Origin of the sequence: Pseudokineococcus basanitobsidens (assembly GCF_037482545.1) — a bacterium.
GTDB classification, from domain to species: domain Bacteria; phylum Actinomycetota; class Actinomycetes; order Actinomycetales; family Quadrisphaeraceae; genus Pseudokineococcus; species Pseudokineococcus basanitobsidens.
This window is the reverse complement of sequence record NZ_JBBIAA010000021.1, coordinates 33220-49269: the sequence shown is the minus strand read 5'-3', so window position 1 is coordinate 49269 and position 16050 is coordinate 33220. Positions and strand designations below refer to the sequence as shown.

The window sequence follows — 16050 nt, the reverse complement described above, 5'->3', positions numbered from 1 at the left end:
GGAAACGCAGGGCAGGGGCTGTTCGGTTCTGGTGGTCGCGCGAGATTGAGTCCCGCTGGGTGGTGTAGGTGCGCGTGCTGCTCTGCGGGTTGAACTATGCCGTCTTCGCGGGGGTCAGGAGCTGGTCGAGGTCGGCGTGTCCGTCGGCCGGGGCGACGCCGGCGGTGGGCAGGGCGGTCGGGGCTGGTGGGGTGAGCTGGGCCATGGACTCCTCGGACAGGTAGCGACGGCCCACTCGTCGTGGGCCTCGATCAGCACGCACGCCGACAACCGGTGCAGCGCTGCGGGGTTGGGGAAGATCCCGACGACGTCGGTGCGGCGCTTGACCTCCTTGTTCAGCCGCTCCAGGGGGTTGGTCGACCAGATCTTGCGCCAGTGCGCCTCGGGGAAGTCGGCGAAGGCGGTGATGTCCTCCCGGGCTCCGCGGAGCATGTCCGCCACGACCGGCAGCTTGGGGGCGAGCATCGCCGCGACGGTCTCGACCTGCTCGCGCACCAGCGGCCCGGTGGGCTGGGCGAAGATCGTGCGGACGGCCGCGGCGACCATCTCGGCCTGGCCCTTGGGGACCCGCGCCAGGACGTTGCGCATGAAGTGGACCCGGCAGCGCTGCCACGTCGCGCCGAGCAGCACCTCACCGACCGCGCCGGTCAGGCCGCGGTGGTGGTCGGAGATCACCAGCTGGACCCCGCCCAGGCCGCGGTCGCGCAGCCCGCGCAGGAAGCCGGCCCAGAAGTCTCTGGTCTCGGAGTCCCCGACGGCGCACCCGAGGACCTCCCGGCGCCCGTCAGCAGACACGCCCGTGGCGATCACCACGGCCTGGGAGACCACCCGCCCGTCCACCCGGGCCTTGCAGTACGTGGCGTCCAGGAAGACGTAGGGGAACGCCGTCTCGTCCAGCGGGCGGGTGGTCCAGGCGGCGACCTCGACGTCCAGGTCGGCGCAGATCCGGGAGACCTCGGACTTGGAGATCCCCGCCTCCACCCCCAGGGCGCCCACGAGGTCGTCGACCTTGCGGGTGGAGACCCCGTGGACGTAGGCCTCCATCACCACCGCGTGCAGCGCCACGTCGATCCGTCGCCGCGGGGCCAGCAGCGAGGGGAAGAACGACCCGCTGCGGGTCTTGGGGATCCGCACGTCCACGTCCCCGGCCGTCGTCGAGACCGTCTTGGGTCGCGAGCCGTTGCGCTGGGTCGTGCGCTCTGGCGTGCGCTCGTGGCGGGCCGCGCCGATCACCGAGGTCGCCTCGGCCTCGATCAGGGCCTGCAACATCGCCGCGAGCATCGAGCGGACCATGTCGCCGGCGTCGGCGGCCTTGAGCGCCTCGGTCAGCTCGAGCAGGGCAGACTGGTTCAGGGTCATCGCGTGAGTCCTCATCTACGGGTTCCTTGGCGGGTACTCGCAGAGCCTCACGCGATGGCCCCTCAACCTCCGGGACCGACACCACCCCGGCTACGGGGCGGACCTACACCACGCCAAGGGACTTTTCCCGGCGATGACGGTGGCCGGCATCGACGGCGTGCCCGCCAGCAGCGTCCGGATCGCGGGCTCGTAGGCATCCACGCTGGAGGTGCGCCGGGTCTGGTTGTAGGTCGGTGGGTCGTCGCTGCGTAGTGCGGCGCGCACCCTGTCATCTCCTGCTAGCCTGAGTCATCAGACCACCAGATGACCTGACTTGACCCCAATCAAGCGATCCAAGGCAATGCGAGCCAGGAGGCCGCGATGTACCCGACCGTAACGAGGCGTTCGGCCCTTCGGGTGACTGACAATTCACGAGTGGTTGCTGTGCTGCGCGCGCGGGACGCGAGCGCGTACTCCCCGGTAATCGAAAGTTTGGTCGTGGGTGGAGTCAAGCTGATCGAGTTGACGTTGACCACTGCGGGTGTGGTCGAGCATCTGCCGAAGTTGCGGCGCGCGTTCGGTCAGGACGCGGAAATCGGCGTCGGAACCGTGGTCGATCCCGGCAGTGCGAGCGCCGTCCTTGACTCTGGGGCGCAGTTTTTGGTCACGCCCACTGTGAACTTAGACGTTGTAGCAACGGGCGTGGAGCGGGGAGTTCCCGTGGTTTCCGGTGGCTTGACACCCACGGAGCTTCTTGCCGGCTGGAGTGCCGGAGCTGCTGCAGTGAAGGTGTTCCCCGCGTCGAGCGTTGGCCCGGGATACATCCCTCAGCTTCGCGGACCGTTTCCGCAGATGGAGTTCCTCCCGAGCGGCGGCATCGGTCTCGACGATGCCCCGGCGTGGGTGGCCGCCGGGGCCACCGCGGTGAGCATCGGCTCTCCGCTGCTCAGAGATGCTTTCGATGGCGGCAGCCTCACTCAGCTCACCGAGCGTTGCCGACGGGTGACCGCCGTGGTCACGGAGGCGTACGCGGCGCGCTCGAGCAGTGGGCCGAGATGAGCCCCTTGACCAGCAGCGGCGACGTCACCCAAGTTGTGACCCTGGGCGAGACGATGGCATTGATGAAGGCCGAGACACCCGGGCCGTTGGCGCATGTCTCGTCGCTGAGCCTGGGGGTGGGCGGGGCGGAGAGCAACTTCGCCGTCGCGCTTCGTCGGTTGGACACCTCGGTCACCTGGGTGGGTCGGCTGGGTGCCGACAGCCTCGGAGATCTGGTGCAGAGAGAGCTCGCCGCCGAGGGCATCGTCACGCTGGCGATCCGGGATGCGGACGCCCCCACGGGGCTGATGATCAAAGAGCGCCGGACACCGGACACGCTTCGGGTCTGGTACTACCGCACGGGAAGCGCGGGTTCGCGGCTGAGCTGGGCGGACGTCCCTCCCGAGCTGATCGCCGGGGCTGAGTTGCTGCACGTCACCGGCATCACCCTCGGGATCTCGGACTCGGCGCGCGAGGCCGTGCATCAGGCCGTCGACTGCGCGCGCCGTTCGGGTGTCCTCGTGTCCTTCGACCTCAATTACCGCTCCGCACTGTGGCCGCCAGTCGACGCCGCCAGCGAGTTCGCCAGCATCATCGCCAAGTCGGACCTCGTCTTCGCTGGTGAGTCTGAGGCCGCCATGGTCGTCGGAGCGGCAGAGGATCCGCTGACGCTGGCTCATCGGATCGCTGAGCTCGGACCGACACAGTCCGTCATCAAGCTTGGGGCGGACGGCTGCGTCGCTGTCGTCGACGGCCACGAGTACCGCCGACCGGCCGTCCGGATCAACGCCGTGGACTCCGTCGGCGCTGGGGACGCATTCGTCGCCGGGTACGTGTCCGAGCTCGTCGCAGGTGCCAACACATCCGCTCGCCTGCGCACGGCTGTGCGTGCCGGAGCCTTCGCCTGCCTCGTACCGGGGGACTGGGAGGGCATGCCGCGGCGCCAGGAACTGGCGTTGCTGGATGCGATCGAGCCCGTTACCCGGTAGGGGTCTCCGGCCGTACGCCACTCGAGTCACGGATGCCTGGAGGGCAGCACATGAAGAAGTTCATCAACTCGCCGGCCACCGTCGTCGACGACTATCTGCATGGTCTCAGCTCCGCGCACGGGGCGATCCTCGAATGGGATCCCGAAAACCGGGTGCTGCAGCGCCGGGACCCCCCTTCCACGCCCAAGGTCGGCCTCGTGGGCGGCGGTGGGTCGGGGTGCGAGCCCACCCATACCGGCTTCGTCGGCCACGGGATGCTGGACGCTGCCGTACCGGGGCAGATCTTCACCTCACCCGTACCCAGCCAGATCGTGGCCGCCACCCGACGTGCGGAGAACGGCAAGGGCGTGCTGCATGTCATCAAGAACTTCACGGGTGAGGTGATGAACTTCGGGATGGCCGAAGAGATCCTCTACTTCGAGCACCTCGACCTGGCTCAGGTGATCGTCAACGACGACGTGTCCATCGCCGACGACGGTGAGACCGCCGGTCGTCGAGGATTGGGGGCGACGGTGCTGGTGGAGAAGGTCGCAGGTGCTGCGGCGGAGGAAGGGATGGAGCTTCACGCCCTGACCAGTCTTGCGGAGAGCGTGGTTGCCAGGTCGGGCACCTTCGGGGTCGGGCTGTCCTCGTGCACGTCCCCCGCCCGGGGCAAGCCGGTCTACGACCTGGCGGAGTCCGAGATGGATCTGGGGATCGGGATCAGCGGCGAGCCGGGCCGCGGCGCGGTCCCGTTGCTCCCGGCGCGAGGGATCGCCGCCCTGATGGTGGACGAGGTGCTCTCCGACCTGTCGCCGGCGACCGGCGCGAAGGTTCTGATGCTCGTCAACGGCATGGGCGCCACGCCGCACCAGGAGCTCTATCTCATGGCCGGCGAGCTCGAGGCTGCCGCCCGCGCCCAAGGGGTCGCCGTCGAGCGACAGCTGGTGGGGAGCTTCGTCACCTCGCTGGACCAGGCCGGGGTCGCCGTCACCTTCCTCGAGCTCACCGACGAACTGACGCGGCTCTGGGACGCGCCGGTGGAGACCGCTGCCCTGCGCTGGGGTCGCTGATGCTGCCCGAACACGCCGAGAAGAGCCAGAGGACGGATGTGGACACCGTGAAGACCACGATCGAGCCCGGGCTAAACCGAGCGGATCTCGAGCGATGGGTCACCGACTTCGGTCGGCGGATCGTCGACCAGCACGAGGCACTGAGCGATCTGGACGCGTTCAGCGGCGACGCTGACCACGGATCGAACATGGAACGCGGCTTGTCGTCCCTTCTGACGGTTATGGCGGAATGGGACCCGGCCGGACGGCCAGGCGACTTCCTGAGGGACGTGGGCCTGCACATCGTCGGATCGGTCGGTGGGTCGAGCGGTGCTCTCTACGGCACCATGTTCTTGAGGATGGCTCGCGCCGTGGGGGACGCGACCGTGGTCACCGACGATCTGCTCGTCGCTGCCTTCGAGGGCGCCGCTCACGGGGTCATCGACCGGGGCAAGGTCAGGCCGGGCGACAAGACCATGCTCGACGCCCTGGGACCGGCGGTCGAGGCGCTGCGGCAAGGGCTGGCCAACGGCGCCTCACGCTCCTCAGCCCTGCGAACAGCCGCAGCCGCAGCCGACGCCGGGCGGGAGGCCACCGCGGACATGGTGGCACGGCGCGGGAAGTCGAGCTACGCCCGGGATCGGTCCCGTGGAGTGGTCGATCCCGGTTCTGCGTCGGCAGCCATGCTGGTTCGCGCGGCTGCGGCAACTCTCTGATTACTGGTCGAGGGATTCGCGCCAACGCCTGATGCGGGGACTTGACAGCAAGACCCCAGTTTGCAAGAGTTCAGACCACCTGATCACCAGGTGAGCGATCCGATCGGTGCCCCGTCGGAGTGACGCAGCGGCGTTGCCTCTGTGCTGCCGGCACGGACCCGAGGCACCACAGACAAAGAGGTAGGCATGCCATGAGCCTGGACGGAACCCGAGTCGCCTTATTGATCGAGGACGAGTACCAGATCCTCGAGGGCTGGTATCCCTTGCTCCGACTCCAGGAGGCCGGCGCCCAAGTCAGCGTGCTGGGCAGCGGGACGAAGGAGAGCTACACCAGCAAGGAGGGCTACCCGATGGAGGTCGACGCCGCCGCCGGCGACGTCAGCGCCTCCGACTTCGACGCCGTGGTCGTCCCGGGTGGTTTCGCGCCAGACAACATGCGTCTGCACCCGGAGATGATCGGCTTCGTCCGCGAGATGAACGAGGCGGGCAAGCTGGTCACCGCGATCTGTCACGGCGGATGGGTGCTCGTGTCGGCCGGCGTGCTGGGTGGGAAGAACGCTACCGGCTACCTGCCGATCAAGGATGACGTCCAGAACGCAGGTGGTACCTGGGTGGACGAGCCGGTCGTCGAGGACGGCAACATCATCACCTCACGCACCCCGGTCGATCTGCCCGACTTCACCCGGGCGATCATCGGCTACCTGGAGTCGAAGAACACGGCTGCCACCGGCAACGGCGCGCGGGTGCCCGCCGCCGCCACCACCCTTCAGGACGACCCGGCCGGCGCCCGGTACGAGGTCGGTGCCAGCGTCTGACCGAAGGGTTCGTCGCCCGGCGACGACACCACGCGAGCGGCCCGGAGCTTGGCTCCGGGCCGCTTTCGCGTGCTCCGGACCCGCGGCGCCCGGCTCAGTCAGGGAGGGCACTCATCCGCCCTGGGCACTCGGGAGCGCGCGAACGGGCTGGGAGGACGGATGTCGCTCCCAGCCCGTGACGGCGGCCGTAGGTCAGCCAGCGAATCTGGCCCCAGTGAGGGTGTACTTGTCGAAGGCGCCGTCGTTGAACTCGATGCCAAGTCCAGGTGCGTCGCTCGCGTGCACATAGCCTTCGGTGGAGGTCAGCGGTTCGGCCAGCAGACCGTCCCAACCGGGACCGCCGTAAGCATCGAACTCGATCATCGGTGCGTTCTCACAGCTCAGGATCAGGTGCAGCCCAGCGGCCAGCGCGACCCCGGTGCCCGAGCTGCACGCGATGTGCGGCACGCACCAGAGATTCCAGGCGCTCGCCATATCGGCCACGCGCTTCGCCTCTGAGATCCCGCCCACGCTGGTGCAGTCCGGCTGCAGCACGTCGAAGACCTTCAGCCTCAGCAGATCCAGGTACTCGAACCGGGTGAGAAGGGATTCACCGCCGGCCAGCTTGAGGGAGACCCGGTCGGCGAGCCACCGGTTGTCGTCGACGTACTGGGTCAGACTGCGAGACAGGATGGGCTCCTCGAGCCACAACACGTCCAGCTGCTCGAACTCGCGGGCCAGCGTCAGCGCTTGGCGCCGGTCGAACGCCATGTTCCCGTCCACCATGATGTCGATGTCCGGCCCCACAGCCTCCCGCACCCGGGCCACCATGTCGACCCCGCCGGCGATGCTTGGCCCGTTGCGCAGCTTCATGGCGCGGAAGCCCTGGCTGACTGCCGCCACGCTCTCGTCGACGATCTCCGCGGTGGGCTTGAGTGACGGGGCGTAGTAGGCCTTCACCTTCGACTTCGCCGCTCCGAGCAGCCGGTAGACGGGCTGCTCGGCCACCTTGCCAAGGATGTCCCACAGAGCAATGTCGATCCCGCTGACGGCGTAGGTCTCGATTCCCCGCCGTCCCCACATGTGGGTGGCGTCCAGCATGTCCTGCCAGATCGCGGCGATGTCGAGCGGATCGCGTCCTACCAGCATCGGCCCGAGCTGGTCGTTGATGATCGGACCGACGGTGGCGAAGTACTCGGCCGAGAAGCCGGCTTCACCGATGCCCTCCACGCCCTCATCCGTGCTGACCCGGACGAGGATGCCGCCCTTGACCTCGACCTTCATGGCACCCCACTGCAGGGGTTCGTCTAGAGCCACTCCGACGGGAAAGGCTCTTACCTCAGTGATCTTCACGTGTTGTCCTTCGTGCGGCCGATCCGGCCAGCNTCATGGCACCCCACTGCAGGGGTTCGTCTAGAGCCACTCCGACGGGAAAGGCTCTTACCTCAGTGATCTTCACGTGTTGTCCTTCGTGCGGCCGATCCGGCCAGCCGAGTGGGGGGTGGGGGACACGTCGGGCCGGCGCCGTACGGCAGCCGGCCCGACGTGTGGGGGTGCACGGCTACGACTGGCGCGGGGTCGACTCCCTGAGGTACGGGATCAGGTCGTACCAGTCGTAGTCGCCCTCGTAGAAGTACTCGGTCGTGTCGTAGGTGCCGTCCATGGTGTCCTTGAGCGATCGAGGTCCGGGAAACCCGATCACCTTCCAGCCCATCTGGTCCTTGTTACCGCCGTACACCGGGTCGGCGTAGAAGCCTTGCCGGGTGTGCAGGCAGAGCGTCTCGAAGAAGGGCAGGTCCTCGTCGAACGAGCCCTGCAGGAAGGTGGTGACGGGTTCTTTCGTGCCCAGAGTGACCTTCGAGGGCTTTGGGGCGCCGGACAAGGCGACCAGGACCTGGTCCTGCTCCTCCTCGGTCAGGTCGACGAAACCCTTGGTCCGAGCCTCGTGCTGACCGTTGGCCCGACCGCCGGCAGCGTGGTCGGCGTTCCAGGACGCGACCGGAGGCGTAGGACCTCCGTCCCCGGAGACCAGCTGTTCGCCGCGAGCGAGGGTGTCGAGATCGCGCACGCCCTGTCGGTAGAGCGCTTGCATCTTGAACTGCCGGGCTCGCCAGGCGTCCGCCGCTCGGCCGGTCAGCTTCAGGAAACCGCTGCCGTCGGCGGCGGCGAAGACGTAGTCGATGCCGGACACGTAGCGGTCGATGAAGACGACGACCCGCGCCTCCTTCGCCCCCGGGTCGTGATCGGTGGGCATGATGCGCGCCGTGGCCGCCTCGACCGTGTCCCACTCGTGCTGCGTGAAGAAGAGCCGTTCGGTTGAGTCATGGTCAACCGGTTCACCGACGGTCTCCCAATCTGATTTGAGCGTCATGTTCGAGCGATCCTCTCTCTAGGAAGCGGGCTGGACGAGCCGCTCGACCCGGCCCTTGGAGTAGGTGTTGGCGATGTAGTCGCAACAGCGCCAGGCGTTGGCCATCATCGTCAGCGTGGGGTTGACGCCGGTGGCGGTCGGGAAACCCGATCCATCGACGACGAAGAGGTTCTCCACGTCGTGGGCCTGGCCCCATTCGTTGAGCACGCTCTTGGTGGGGTCAAAGCCCATCCGCGCGGTGCCGTGCTGGTGACAGGTGTTGCCAGTCATCTTGTCGAGGTAGACCGGGACTGTCTTTCGCGCGCCGGCCGCCTCGAGGATCTCGGCGTTCTTGTCCACCTGCCACTTGCCCATGGCGACGTCGTTCTTGTGCGGGCTGTGGGTGATTCGGGCGACGGGCAGACCCCAGGCGTCCTTCACAGTCGGGTCCAGATCGACACGGTTGGACTCGACGGGCATGTCGTGCAGGATCAGCCCGATCTTCATGGCGTAGTTGAAGTAGTTCCGGTCGGCATCCTTGAGCGCCTCGCCCCAGGTCGGGCGGCCCGGGAAGACCCAGTTGATCGGGTGGCAGGTCTGCGACGCCGAGATGATGCAGCCGCCGATGTGACCGCGGTTCTCGTCGGTCTCGTAGAACTCCAGCGAGCCTCCCGAGATGTAGTTGCCGGTGAACCCGTTCAGCGGCTCGTCGATCTCGTTGTCGAACAGGCCGACGGCGAACAGGTACTCGTGGAAGGTCGCGTTCTTGCCGACGAGCCCGCTGGTGTTCGCCAGGCCGTCGGGGAACTGGGCCGAGCGGGAGAGCAGCATCAGACGCGCAGACTCGATCGCGCCGAGGGCCAGGACGACGACCTTGGCGTCCTGGACGATCTCGTTGCCGTCGGGGTCGACGTAGAGGACGCCGGTCGCCTTGCCGTCCCGGCCCATCATCACCTGGCGGACGAAGCTCTCGGCTCGCACCTCGAAGTTGCCGGTGGCCAGCGCGTCGGGGATGAAGGTAGTGAGGGTGTTTGACCGGGCACCCGACGGATCGCCGTACTGGTTCCAGAAGCTCGTCTTGTTGAACGGGTCTCGGCCGTTGTGGTTGTTGGTCACCATGGCGTGCGGGATGGGGAATGCGTTGATCCCCATTGTGTTGCAGGCGTCGTAGAAGCGCTTGCCGTACCGGGTAGGGCGCAGCGGCGGGCTCGGGTAACCCTTGGAGCGGTACGGCTCGTACTTGTCCGCCCCGGCGATCCCCGACACGCCGAAGGCCCATTCCACCTTGGTCAGGTACGGCTCAAGGTCCTTGTAGCGGATCGGCCAGTCGGCCAGGCTCATGCCCTCGACGTCCCCGTGCAGCGAACGCAGCATGAAGTCCGACTCGCGTGGCCGAGGCACCCAGCCGGCCCAGTGGTTGGTGCCTCCGCCGACCATCTGAGGCAGCGGCGAGAAGGCGAACTGCTGGGCCTCCTCGTCCTCGGAGTAGCGGACCGTTCGCGGATAGGTCGAGGGATCAGGCCACATGTAGTTACGGTTGACGAACTTCAGTTCGTCACCCGAGTAGTGGTCGTGGGCCCGCAGCCACGGGCCGCGGTCGAAGCCGATGACCTTCAGGCCAGCTTCGCTGAGCACCTTGGCAGCAGTGCCGCCGTTCGCGCCGAGACCGACGACCACTACGTCTACGGGATCAGGCTTCTTCGCGTTCACAGTTTCTCCTTCTCGAGATTATCTTGACTGTGTTTGAGGGGGTCGGGTCAGTACTTCTTGGCCGGCGACATGACGCCGTTGATGTAGGACGCGTACGCGTCCACGTTGTCCTTGGTGACTAGGTGGGTCGTGATGTTGGAGACCTTGGGGACGTAGTTTTTCAAGACGATCGACTGGAAAGCGGTGTCGATCATCTTGATCGCGTTGTCGACCGAGTTCACGTCGACCGAAGCGGTCAGCTTTCCGTTGCGGATGGCGTCCATGCCGGACAGCAGGCCGTCGGCGCCGATGATCACTACGCCCTGGTTCCCGTCCCACTGCTTGAGGCCGGCCGCGTCCACGGCCTGCGAGGCGCCGAGGGCCATGTCCTCGTTCTCCCCGTAGATGGCGTTCACGTCCGCGTTGCGGGTCAGTAGGTCCTGCGCGGCGGACAGGCCCTTGTCGCGCAGGTAGCCGCCGTCGGCGGATCCCACGACCTCGAGCCCGGGGTTCTCGGACATGGCCTGGTTGAAGCCGACCAGCCGCGCCTTCGTCCAGTCGGAACCGGCCGGGCCCATGATCTGGATGATCTTGCCCTGGCCCTTGAGGGTGTCGGCGATGAACTTTCCGGCCACGTAACCGGACTGCCACCGGTTGTCGTAACCGATGTTGGACACTGTGTTGACGTCGTCGATCGGGTACAGCTCGACCGGCTGATTGAACTGGAAGATCTTGGTGCCCGAGTCCATGGCCTTCTTGTAGACGCCCTGCATGGTGGCGAAGTTGGCGCCGGTGCAGATGAACACGATGTCGAACTCGCGGCTCGTCCAGGACTGAACGGTGCTGATCTGCTGCTCGACCGCGTTGAAGTTGCCGGTCGGCGAAGACTTCTCCCACTTCCACTTCACGCCGTACAGGTCCTCCAGCTGAGCCATCCGCGTGAACGCGGCGTTCTCCATCTGGGTGTAGTACTCCGACAGCACCGGGGGAGTGAAGCCGACCTGAAGCTCTCGCCCCGCTACCAGCTTCTTGATCGCCGCGGTGTAGTCGTCGCTGCCCTCGGCGCCACCCCCGCTGGCGCCACCGCCACCGTTGCTCGTCGCGCCGCCGGGCGGGGTTGTGCAGGCACTCAGCAGCCCGACGGTCCCGACCAGCGCGCCTGTACCCAGGAATCGACGGCGGCTCGAGACGAGCGAGGCCTTCTCGGCAGGATCTGTCTCCACAGTATTTCTCCTTTGAAATGGTCTGTTGTAGGCGACGGCGCCAGTGGCGCTGCCTGATGACGTGGGTGCGATCAGCTCATGACGTGCTGCACGGGTTTGGCCGTGGGGTCAACACTGACGGCGGCCGCGATCTCTGTGCTGCGCTGGCGGTGCTTGAAGTAGGTGGTGAGCCGGTCAAGCAGGACGGCGATCAGCAGGATGACGCCAGTCACCAGCTGCTGCCATTCCGAGCTGATGCCGGCGATGTTCATCGCGTTGGTGATCAGGGTGATGGTCAGCGCGCCGAGGACGGCCCCGATCATCCGTCCCTGACCACCGGTCAGCGCGGCGCCACCGATGATCGCGGCGGTGATGGCGAGGATCTCGTAGCCGGTGCCCATCGTTGGTGCCACATTCGTCGCGCGGCCGGCGAGGATGACCCCAGCCAAGCCGGCGCACCCACCGCTGATCAGGTAGGCGTACGTCTTGATGCGGTTCACCGGGATGCCCGAGAGGCGAGCCGCGTCCGGGTTGCCTCCCACCGCGTAGAGGTAGCGGCCGAGGACGGACCTGCGTAGCAGCAGCGACAGGGCGATGCAGGCCGCTATCGAGATGATGATCGGGATGCTCACGAAGCCCGCAATCTGGGTCTGTCCGCCGACCAGGCTGTAGGCCGGAGTCATGTAGCGGGTGAAGGGCGTCCCTGCGGTCCACAGGAAGAGCACCCCCCGAGCGACACCCAGCATGGCGAGGGTAGCTACGAAGTCGGGCAAACCGAGCTTGGTGATCATCAGGGCGTTCAGGAGTCCGCAGAAGATGCCGCAGGCGATCCCCGCCAAGAGGGCTAGCGGGAAGATGAGGCCCTGGGTGATGAGGTATGCGGACACTCCGGCCGACAGCCCCATCACCGAGCCGACGGACAGGTCGATGCCTCGGGCGATCAGGACGACAGTCATGCCGAGGGCCAGGAGGAGGACGAACACCCCTTGGTTGGCGATGTTCTGCCAGTTCCCGAAGGTCACGAAGGCCGGAGAGACCACGGCCATCACGATGACGAAGAGCACGAGCATGACGACGATGCCGGACCCAGGCTTGCTTAGGATCGACTGGATCCGGAGACCCGCGGACGAGTGTGTCGACGACGTCGGCATGTCGCTCCTCAATGAGCGTTCTGGGCGGTGGAAGCGTCCGCGGCGGTCTTGAGCGCGCGGGCTGGACGAGGGGAGGACTGCAGCCATCGCTGGGCCCCGCGGTCGAACGCGACCGCGGCCACGATCGCGGCGCCGGTCACGATGGAGAACCACAGCGGGTCGACGCCGATCAGCTGGAGGCCACGGCTGAGGACGGAGAGGAAGAACGCACCCAGAGCAGCCCGCCAGATGCTGCCTCGTCCGCCGGCCAGGGAGACCCCGCCGACGACGCACCCCGCGATGGCGGTGAGCTCGTATCCGCCCCCCAGTCCCGGCTGCACGGAGTTGAGGTGCGAGGCGAGCAGGACGCCTCCGATCCCGGCGACCACACCGGAGATGACGAACACGCTGAAGCGGATCCTGCGGACGCTCACTCCGGCCAGGAACGCCGCGTTCGCGTTGACCCCCGTGGCGTATACGGCTCGGCCGAAAGGGGTCTTGACCAAGATGACCTCGAGGACGACGAGCACGACCGCGGCGATGAAGACACCGGTGGGGATCCCGAGAATCCTGCCCTCGGCTAGGGCCAGGAACGACGCGTTGTCGGTGCCGGTCAGCTGGGTGCGTCCGGTGAAGACCTTGAGGAGACCGGCGCCGATGCTCAACGTGGCCAGGGTGACGATGAAGTCGCTGACTCCCGCGCCGGCGACGAAGGCTCCGTTGATGGTCCCGATGACTAGTCCGGTGACCAGACCAGCGAGAACAGCCATCAACGTCGAAGCGCCCGTCATGGCCACGAACAGGGTGGCCGCGGCGCTCAGCCCGATGGTGGACCCGATCGACAGGTCGATCCCGCCGCTGATCAGAACAAAGGTCAGTCCGGCTGCCAGGAGGACGGTCGAGATGGACTCCACGAACGTGTTGTAGATGTTGTCCCCGGTGAGGAACGCCGGCGAGGCCACCGAGAAGTAGCCGAGCATGACGAGGAAGACGATGGACACCGCGACCCCGTCGATGGCGAGCAGACGGGACGGATGCCGAAGGGTGCTCATGCTGCTGCTCCTGCTCCGGCACGTGTGGCCAACGAGATGATGTGCTCCCCGAGCTCGCTGGTCTCCGTGGCCACCTCGTCGCGAGCGGTGCTCTGCAGCTGCCCGACGATGGTCCCCTCGCGCATCACGGCGATGCGGTCGGACACGCGGATCAGCTCCGGCAGCTCCGAGCTGATCACGATCGCCGCACCGCCTTGATCGACGAACTCGTAGATCAGCCGGTAGACGTCGGCCTTCGCGCCCACATCGATGCCCTGTGTCGGCTCGTCGAAGATGATGAGGTCTGGGCGGGTGAATAGGCACCGGGCGATGACGACCTTCTGCTGGTTGCCGCCGCTCAGGTTGCGGATCTTCTCCTGCACCGAGCTCGTCTTGATCCCCAGGTCGGTGACGTAGCTCTTCGCGCTCGCGGTCTCGAGGCCGCCTCGCAGGATGAGTCCGGCGGTGGCCGCCCTCCGGAGGTCGGAGATGGTGATGTTCCGCTTGATGGAGAAGCCGCCGAGGATGGCGTGCGTCTTGCGCTCCTCGGGCACGTACGCGATGCCTTTTCGGGCCGCGTCGCGCGGCGACCGGATCCTCGTGCGCTGCGACTTCAGCAGGATCTGCCCGGAGTCGGCCTGGTCGGCACCGAGGACGACCATGGCGGTCTCGGTACGACCAGCGCCGGCGATGCCGGCGATACCAAGGATCTCGCCCCGGCTGACGGTCAGGTTGATGTCGTGCAGCAGAGGCAGCCGGGAGATCGACTCCAGGCGCAGGACCTCCTCACGCTTGCCGGTGTAGCCGGCACGGGGCAGGTCCTGGGCGAGCTGCTCCCGGGCCTCCAGGTTGGACCGGCCGACCATCAGGCGTACCAAGGAGTCGGCGGTCTGGTCAGTGGGTTTGACGCTGGCCACGAATTTGCCATCGCGGAGCACGGTGATCGTGTCGGCCAGCCCGAAGAGCTCGTCGAGGCGGTGGGTGACCCACAGCAGCGAGATGCCCCGTTCGCGAAGCTGCCGCATGTAGTTGAACAGGGTCAGACGTTCGTGATCGGCCAGGCCTGAGGTGGGCTCGTCGAGGACCAGGACGCGCGTTTTGAAGGCCAGCGCTTTGATGATCTGCACGACGTGCTGCTTCAGGGCCCCTAGCGCCTCGACCGGCGACGCGACGTCCCTCTCGCTCAGGCCGAACTCGTGAGCGAGCCCGAGAACACGCGCCCGCATCGCCTTCTCGTCGAGCACCCCGATCAGCCTGCTCGTGCCGGTCTTCAGCTCGCGACCCAGGAAGATGTTCTCGACCGCCGTCAGGTTGGGGACGAGGGACTGCTCCTGGTGGACCGTCGAGATCCCGAGATCCTGAGCGTGCCTGGGGGTTGCGATGGTCACCGGTGTACCGGCAGACGAGATGGTTCCGGCGGTCGGCTGGACCGTCCCCGAGAGGATGTTGATCAACGTCGACTTGCCGGCGCCGTTCTCACCGAGAAGGGCGTGAATCTCACCCGGTCGCAGATCGATGTCAACCCCGGACAGCGCTACGACTCCGGGATAGACCTTGCCGATCCCGCGCACGGAGAGAATCGGATCCGCGCCACCACTCGAATCTGCCGCATGCTCGTCAAGCACGTGCCCGACCACCTCGTCGTCGATGTCTCTCAATGGGTGTGCGTCGTGCTGCCGCGGCTGGCCCCCAGGTCCCACCAAGAGCGGTCGGAGCGTGGGGCCAGCCACGGCTGGCCCTGAATTAGGCGTCGATGAGCTTCAGGAACTCTTTGCTGGTGCGGACGTCTCCGTGGTTCGCCTGGATCTGGCGCAGCGCTTCCCAGTGCTGGCCGTAGCCCAGCGGGTCGTCCAAGCCCGAGGGGATGGCGGCCGTCGTGTCGGCGAGGACGACGATCTTGTAGTCCTGGTTGGCGCCGTCGATCGCGGTGGCCAGTTGGCAGTTGCCGGTCGACAGGCCCGCCACGATCAGGGTGTCGGCGCCCGCACGACGCATGTACTCGTTGAGAGCCGTGTGGTAGAAGGACGAGAACCGGTGCTTGCGGATGACCGGTTCGCCCTCAGCCGGCTCGAGGCCGTCGACGAGCTCGTCGCCACCGTTGCCCCACGACCCCGGCCATTCCTTCAGCTGACCCGTCAGGCCCCACTTGACGTCGGCGAATCCCGCGTCTGCGCCATCGGGACGCAGGCCCCACAGGGACCAGACCACCGGGATGCCCTTGGCGCGGCAGGCGGCCAGCACGTTCTTGACGGGCTCGACGACATCCTTGCCCTCGGGAGCGCCACCGACGCTCTCGATGTACATCGCGCCGCCGACCTCGGCGCAGGCCTTCTGCATGTCGAGGACGAGCAGCATGGTCTTCTTCGGGTCGATCGTGGGGACCAAGAAGTTCGACCGGGGCACGAGCTTGTCGAGGTTCTCGTAGGTGTAGTCGAGCGACGACATCAATCCTCCTGGTGGGTTCGGCAACGTTGCCTTGCTCCGAGCGGTGGAACGTGCACCCGGGCCGGGACCGGAGAGCGGGTGTGAGAGATCTGACGCCCGATCCGCAGAGAGCAGGTGATCGGGTGGTCTGAACAGTAGGGAGAGGGAGTGGGGCGTGTCAACACAGAGTCTGGGTTAGAAGCGTCTCGGTCTCCCGATCGTCGGGGCCGTGACTGCGACCAAGGACGGTGACTGCGCACGGACGGGGTTCGCGGTCGAGCCCGTAGCGTCACGACGGGTCGGGTCGGACAGCCCAGG

The 16050-nt window shown here is 66.9% G+C and carries 13 protein-coding genes and 1 pseudogene; 5 read left to right on the top strand and 9 right to left on the bottom strand.

From position 1 onward, the window contains the following. Positions 1-94 precede the first annotated feature (94 nt). Positions 95-1359, bottom strand: a pseudogene (locus WDZ17_RS13945) (IS256 family transposase). 360 nt (positions 1360-1719) lie between these two features. Between WDZ17_RS13945 and WDZ17_RS13940 the strand changes: the two are divergent. From WDZ17_RS13940 to WDZ17_RS13920, 5 genes are all read left to right on the top strand, one after another. Further along, on the top strand, positions 1720-2397 hold the full coding sequence (locus tag WDZ17_RS13940; protein ID WP_422631992.1) for a bifunctional 4-hydroxy-2-oxoglutarate aldolase/2-dehydro-3-deoxy-phosphogluconate aldolase: 678 nt from the start codon (positions 1720-1722) through the stop codon (positions 2395-2397). After that, positions 2394-3365, top strand: coding sequence for a sugar kinase (locus WDZ17_RS13935; RefSeq protein ID WP_339575776.1), 972 nt, complete (start codon positions 2394-2396; stop codon positions 3363-3365). The genes WDZ17_RS13940 and WDZ17_RS13935 overlap by 4 nt, the downstream gene beginning before the upstream one ends. A gap of 50 nt (positions 3366-3415) precedes the next feature. Further along, positions 3416-4417 (top strand): dihydroxyacetone kinase subunit DhaK, encoded by a 1002-nt coding sequence (locus WDZ17_RS13930; protein ID WP_339575775.1) that lies wholly within the window; start codon positions 3416-3418, stop codon positions 4415-4417. A gap of 47 nt (positions 4418-4464) precedes the next feature. Then, entirely contained in the window at positions 4465-5112 is a 648-nt protein-coding gene (gene dhaL / locus WDZ17_RS13925; RefSeq protein WP_339575774.1) for a dihydroxyacetone kinase subunit DhaL, read from the top strand. A 191-nt stretch (positions 5113-5303) separates the two neighbouring features. Further along, a complete protein-coding gene (locus WDZ17_RS13920; RefSeq protein ID WP_339575773.1) occupies positions 5304-5927 on the top strand; it encodes a type 1 glutamine amidotransferase domain-containing protein in 624 nt (207 codons plus the stop codon). Between the two features lie 192 nt (positions 5928-6119). Here WDZ17_RS13920 and WDZ17_RS13915 read toward each other — a convergent pair whose 3' ends face one another. The 8 genes from WDZ17_RS13915 to WDZ17_RS13880 all read right to left on the bottom strand — a co-directional run bounded on the left by WDZ17_RS13915 (position 6120) and on the right by WDZ17_RS13880 (position 15753). After that, positions 6120-7259: a mandelate racemase/muconate lactonizing enzyme family protein gene (locus tag WDZ17_RS13915; protein ID WP_339575772.1), complete on the bottom strand. Its 1140-nt coding sequence runs from the start codon at positions 7257-7259 to the stop codon at positions 6120-6122. Positions 7260-7467: 208 nt separating this feature from the next. Continuing rightward, positions 7468-8277 (bottom strand): gluconate 2-dehydrogenase subunit 3 family protein, encoded by an 810-nt coding sequence (locus WDZ17_RS13910; RefSeq protein ID WP_339575771.1) that lies wholly within the window; start codon positions 8275-8277, stop codon positions 7468-7470. 18 nt (positions 8278-8295) lie between these two features. Next, positions 8296-9966, bottom strand: coding sequence for a GMC family oxidoreductase (locus tag WDZ17_RS13905; RefSeq protein WP_339575770.1), 1671 nt, complete (start codon positions 9964-9966; stop codon positions 8296-8298). A 47-nt stretch (positions 9967-10013) separates the two neighbouring features. Continuing rightward, positions 10014-11168 (bottom strand): sugar ABC transporter substrate-binding protein, encoded by a 1155-nt coding sequence (locus WDZ17_RS13900; RefSeq protein ID WP_339575769.1) that lies wholly within the window; start codon positions 11166-11168, stop codon positions 10014-10016. 71 nt (positions 11169-11239) lie between these two features. Continuing rightward, positions 11240-12217 (bottom strand): ABC transporter permease, encoded by a 978-nt coding sequence (locus tag WDZ17_RS13895; protein WP_339575768.1) that lies wholly within the window; start codon positions 12215-12217, stop codon positions 11240-11242. A gap of 89 nt (positions 12218-12306) precedes the next feature. Further along, positions 12307-13329, bottom strand: coding sequence for an ABC transporter permease (locus WDZ17_RS13890; protein WP_339575767.1), 1023 nt, complete (start codon positions 13327-13329; stop codon positions 12307-12309). Next, positions 13326-14933 (bottom strand): sugar ABC transporter ATP-binding protein, encoded by a 1608-nt coding sequence (locus WDZ17_RS13885; RefSeq protein WP_339575766.1) that lies wholly within the window; start codon positions 14931-14933, stop codon positions 13326-13328. The genes WDZ17_RS13890 and WDZ17_RS13885 overlap by 4 nt, the downstream gene beginning before the upstream one ends. A 118-nt stretch (positions 14934-15051) precedes the next feature. Continuing rightward, positions 15052-15753, bottom strand: a complete 702-nt coding sequence (locus WDZ17_RS13880; RefSeq protein ID WP_339575765.1) for a cysteine hydrolase family protein — start codon at positions 15751-15753, stop codon at positions 15052-15054. Between the last annotated feature and the right edge of the window lie 297 nt (positions 15754-16050).

Coding starts and splice junctions, on each gene's coding strand:
- WDZ17_RS13940 (WP_422631992.1), top strand. CDS start 1,720: ATGTACCCGACCGTAACGAGGCGTTCGGCCCTTCGGGTGACTGACAAT.
- WDZ17_RS13935 (WP_339575776.1), top strand. CDS start 2,394: ATGAGCCCCTTGACCAGCAGCGGCGACGTCACCCAAGTTGTGACCCTG.
- WDZ17_RS13930 (WP_339575775.1), top strand. CDS start 3,416: ATGAAGAAGTTCATCAACTCGCCGGCCACCGTCGTCGACGACTATCTG.
- WDZ17_RS13920 (WP_339575773.1), top strand. CDS start 5,304: ATGAGCCTGGACGGAACCCGAGTCGCCTTATTGATCGAGGACGAGTAC.
- WDZ17_RS13910 (WP_339575771.1), bottom strand. CDS start 8,277: ATGACGCTCAAATCAGATTGGGAGACCGTCGGTGAACCGGTTGACCAT.
- WDZ17_RS13895 (WP_339575768.1), bottom strand. CDS start 12,217: ATGCTCGTGCTCTTCGTCATCGTGATGGCCGTGGTCTCTCCGGCCTTC.
- WDZ17_RS13890 (WP_339575767.1), bottom strand. CDS start 13,329: ATGAGCACCCTTCGGCATCCGTCCCGTCTGCTCGCCATCGACGGGGTC.
- WDZ17_RS13880 (WP_339575765.1), bottom strand. CDS start 15,753: ATGTCGTCGCTCGACTACACCTACGAGAACCTCGACAAGCTCGTGCCC.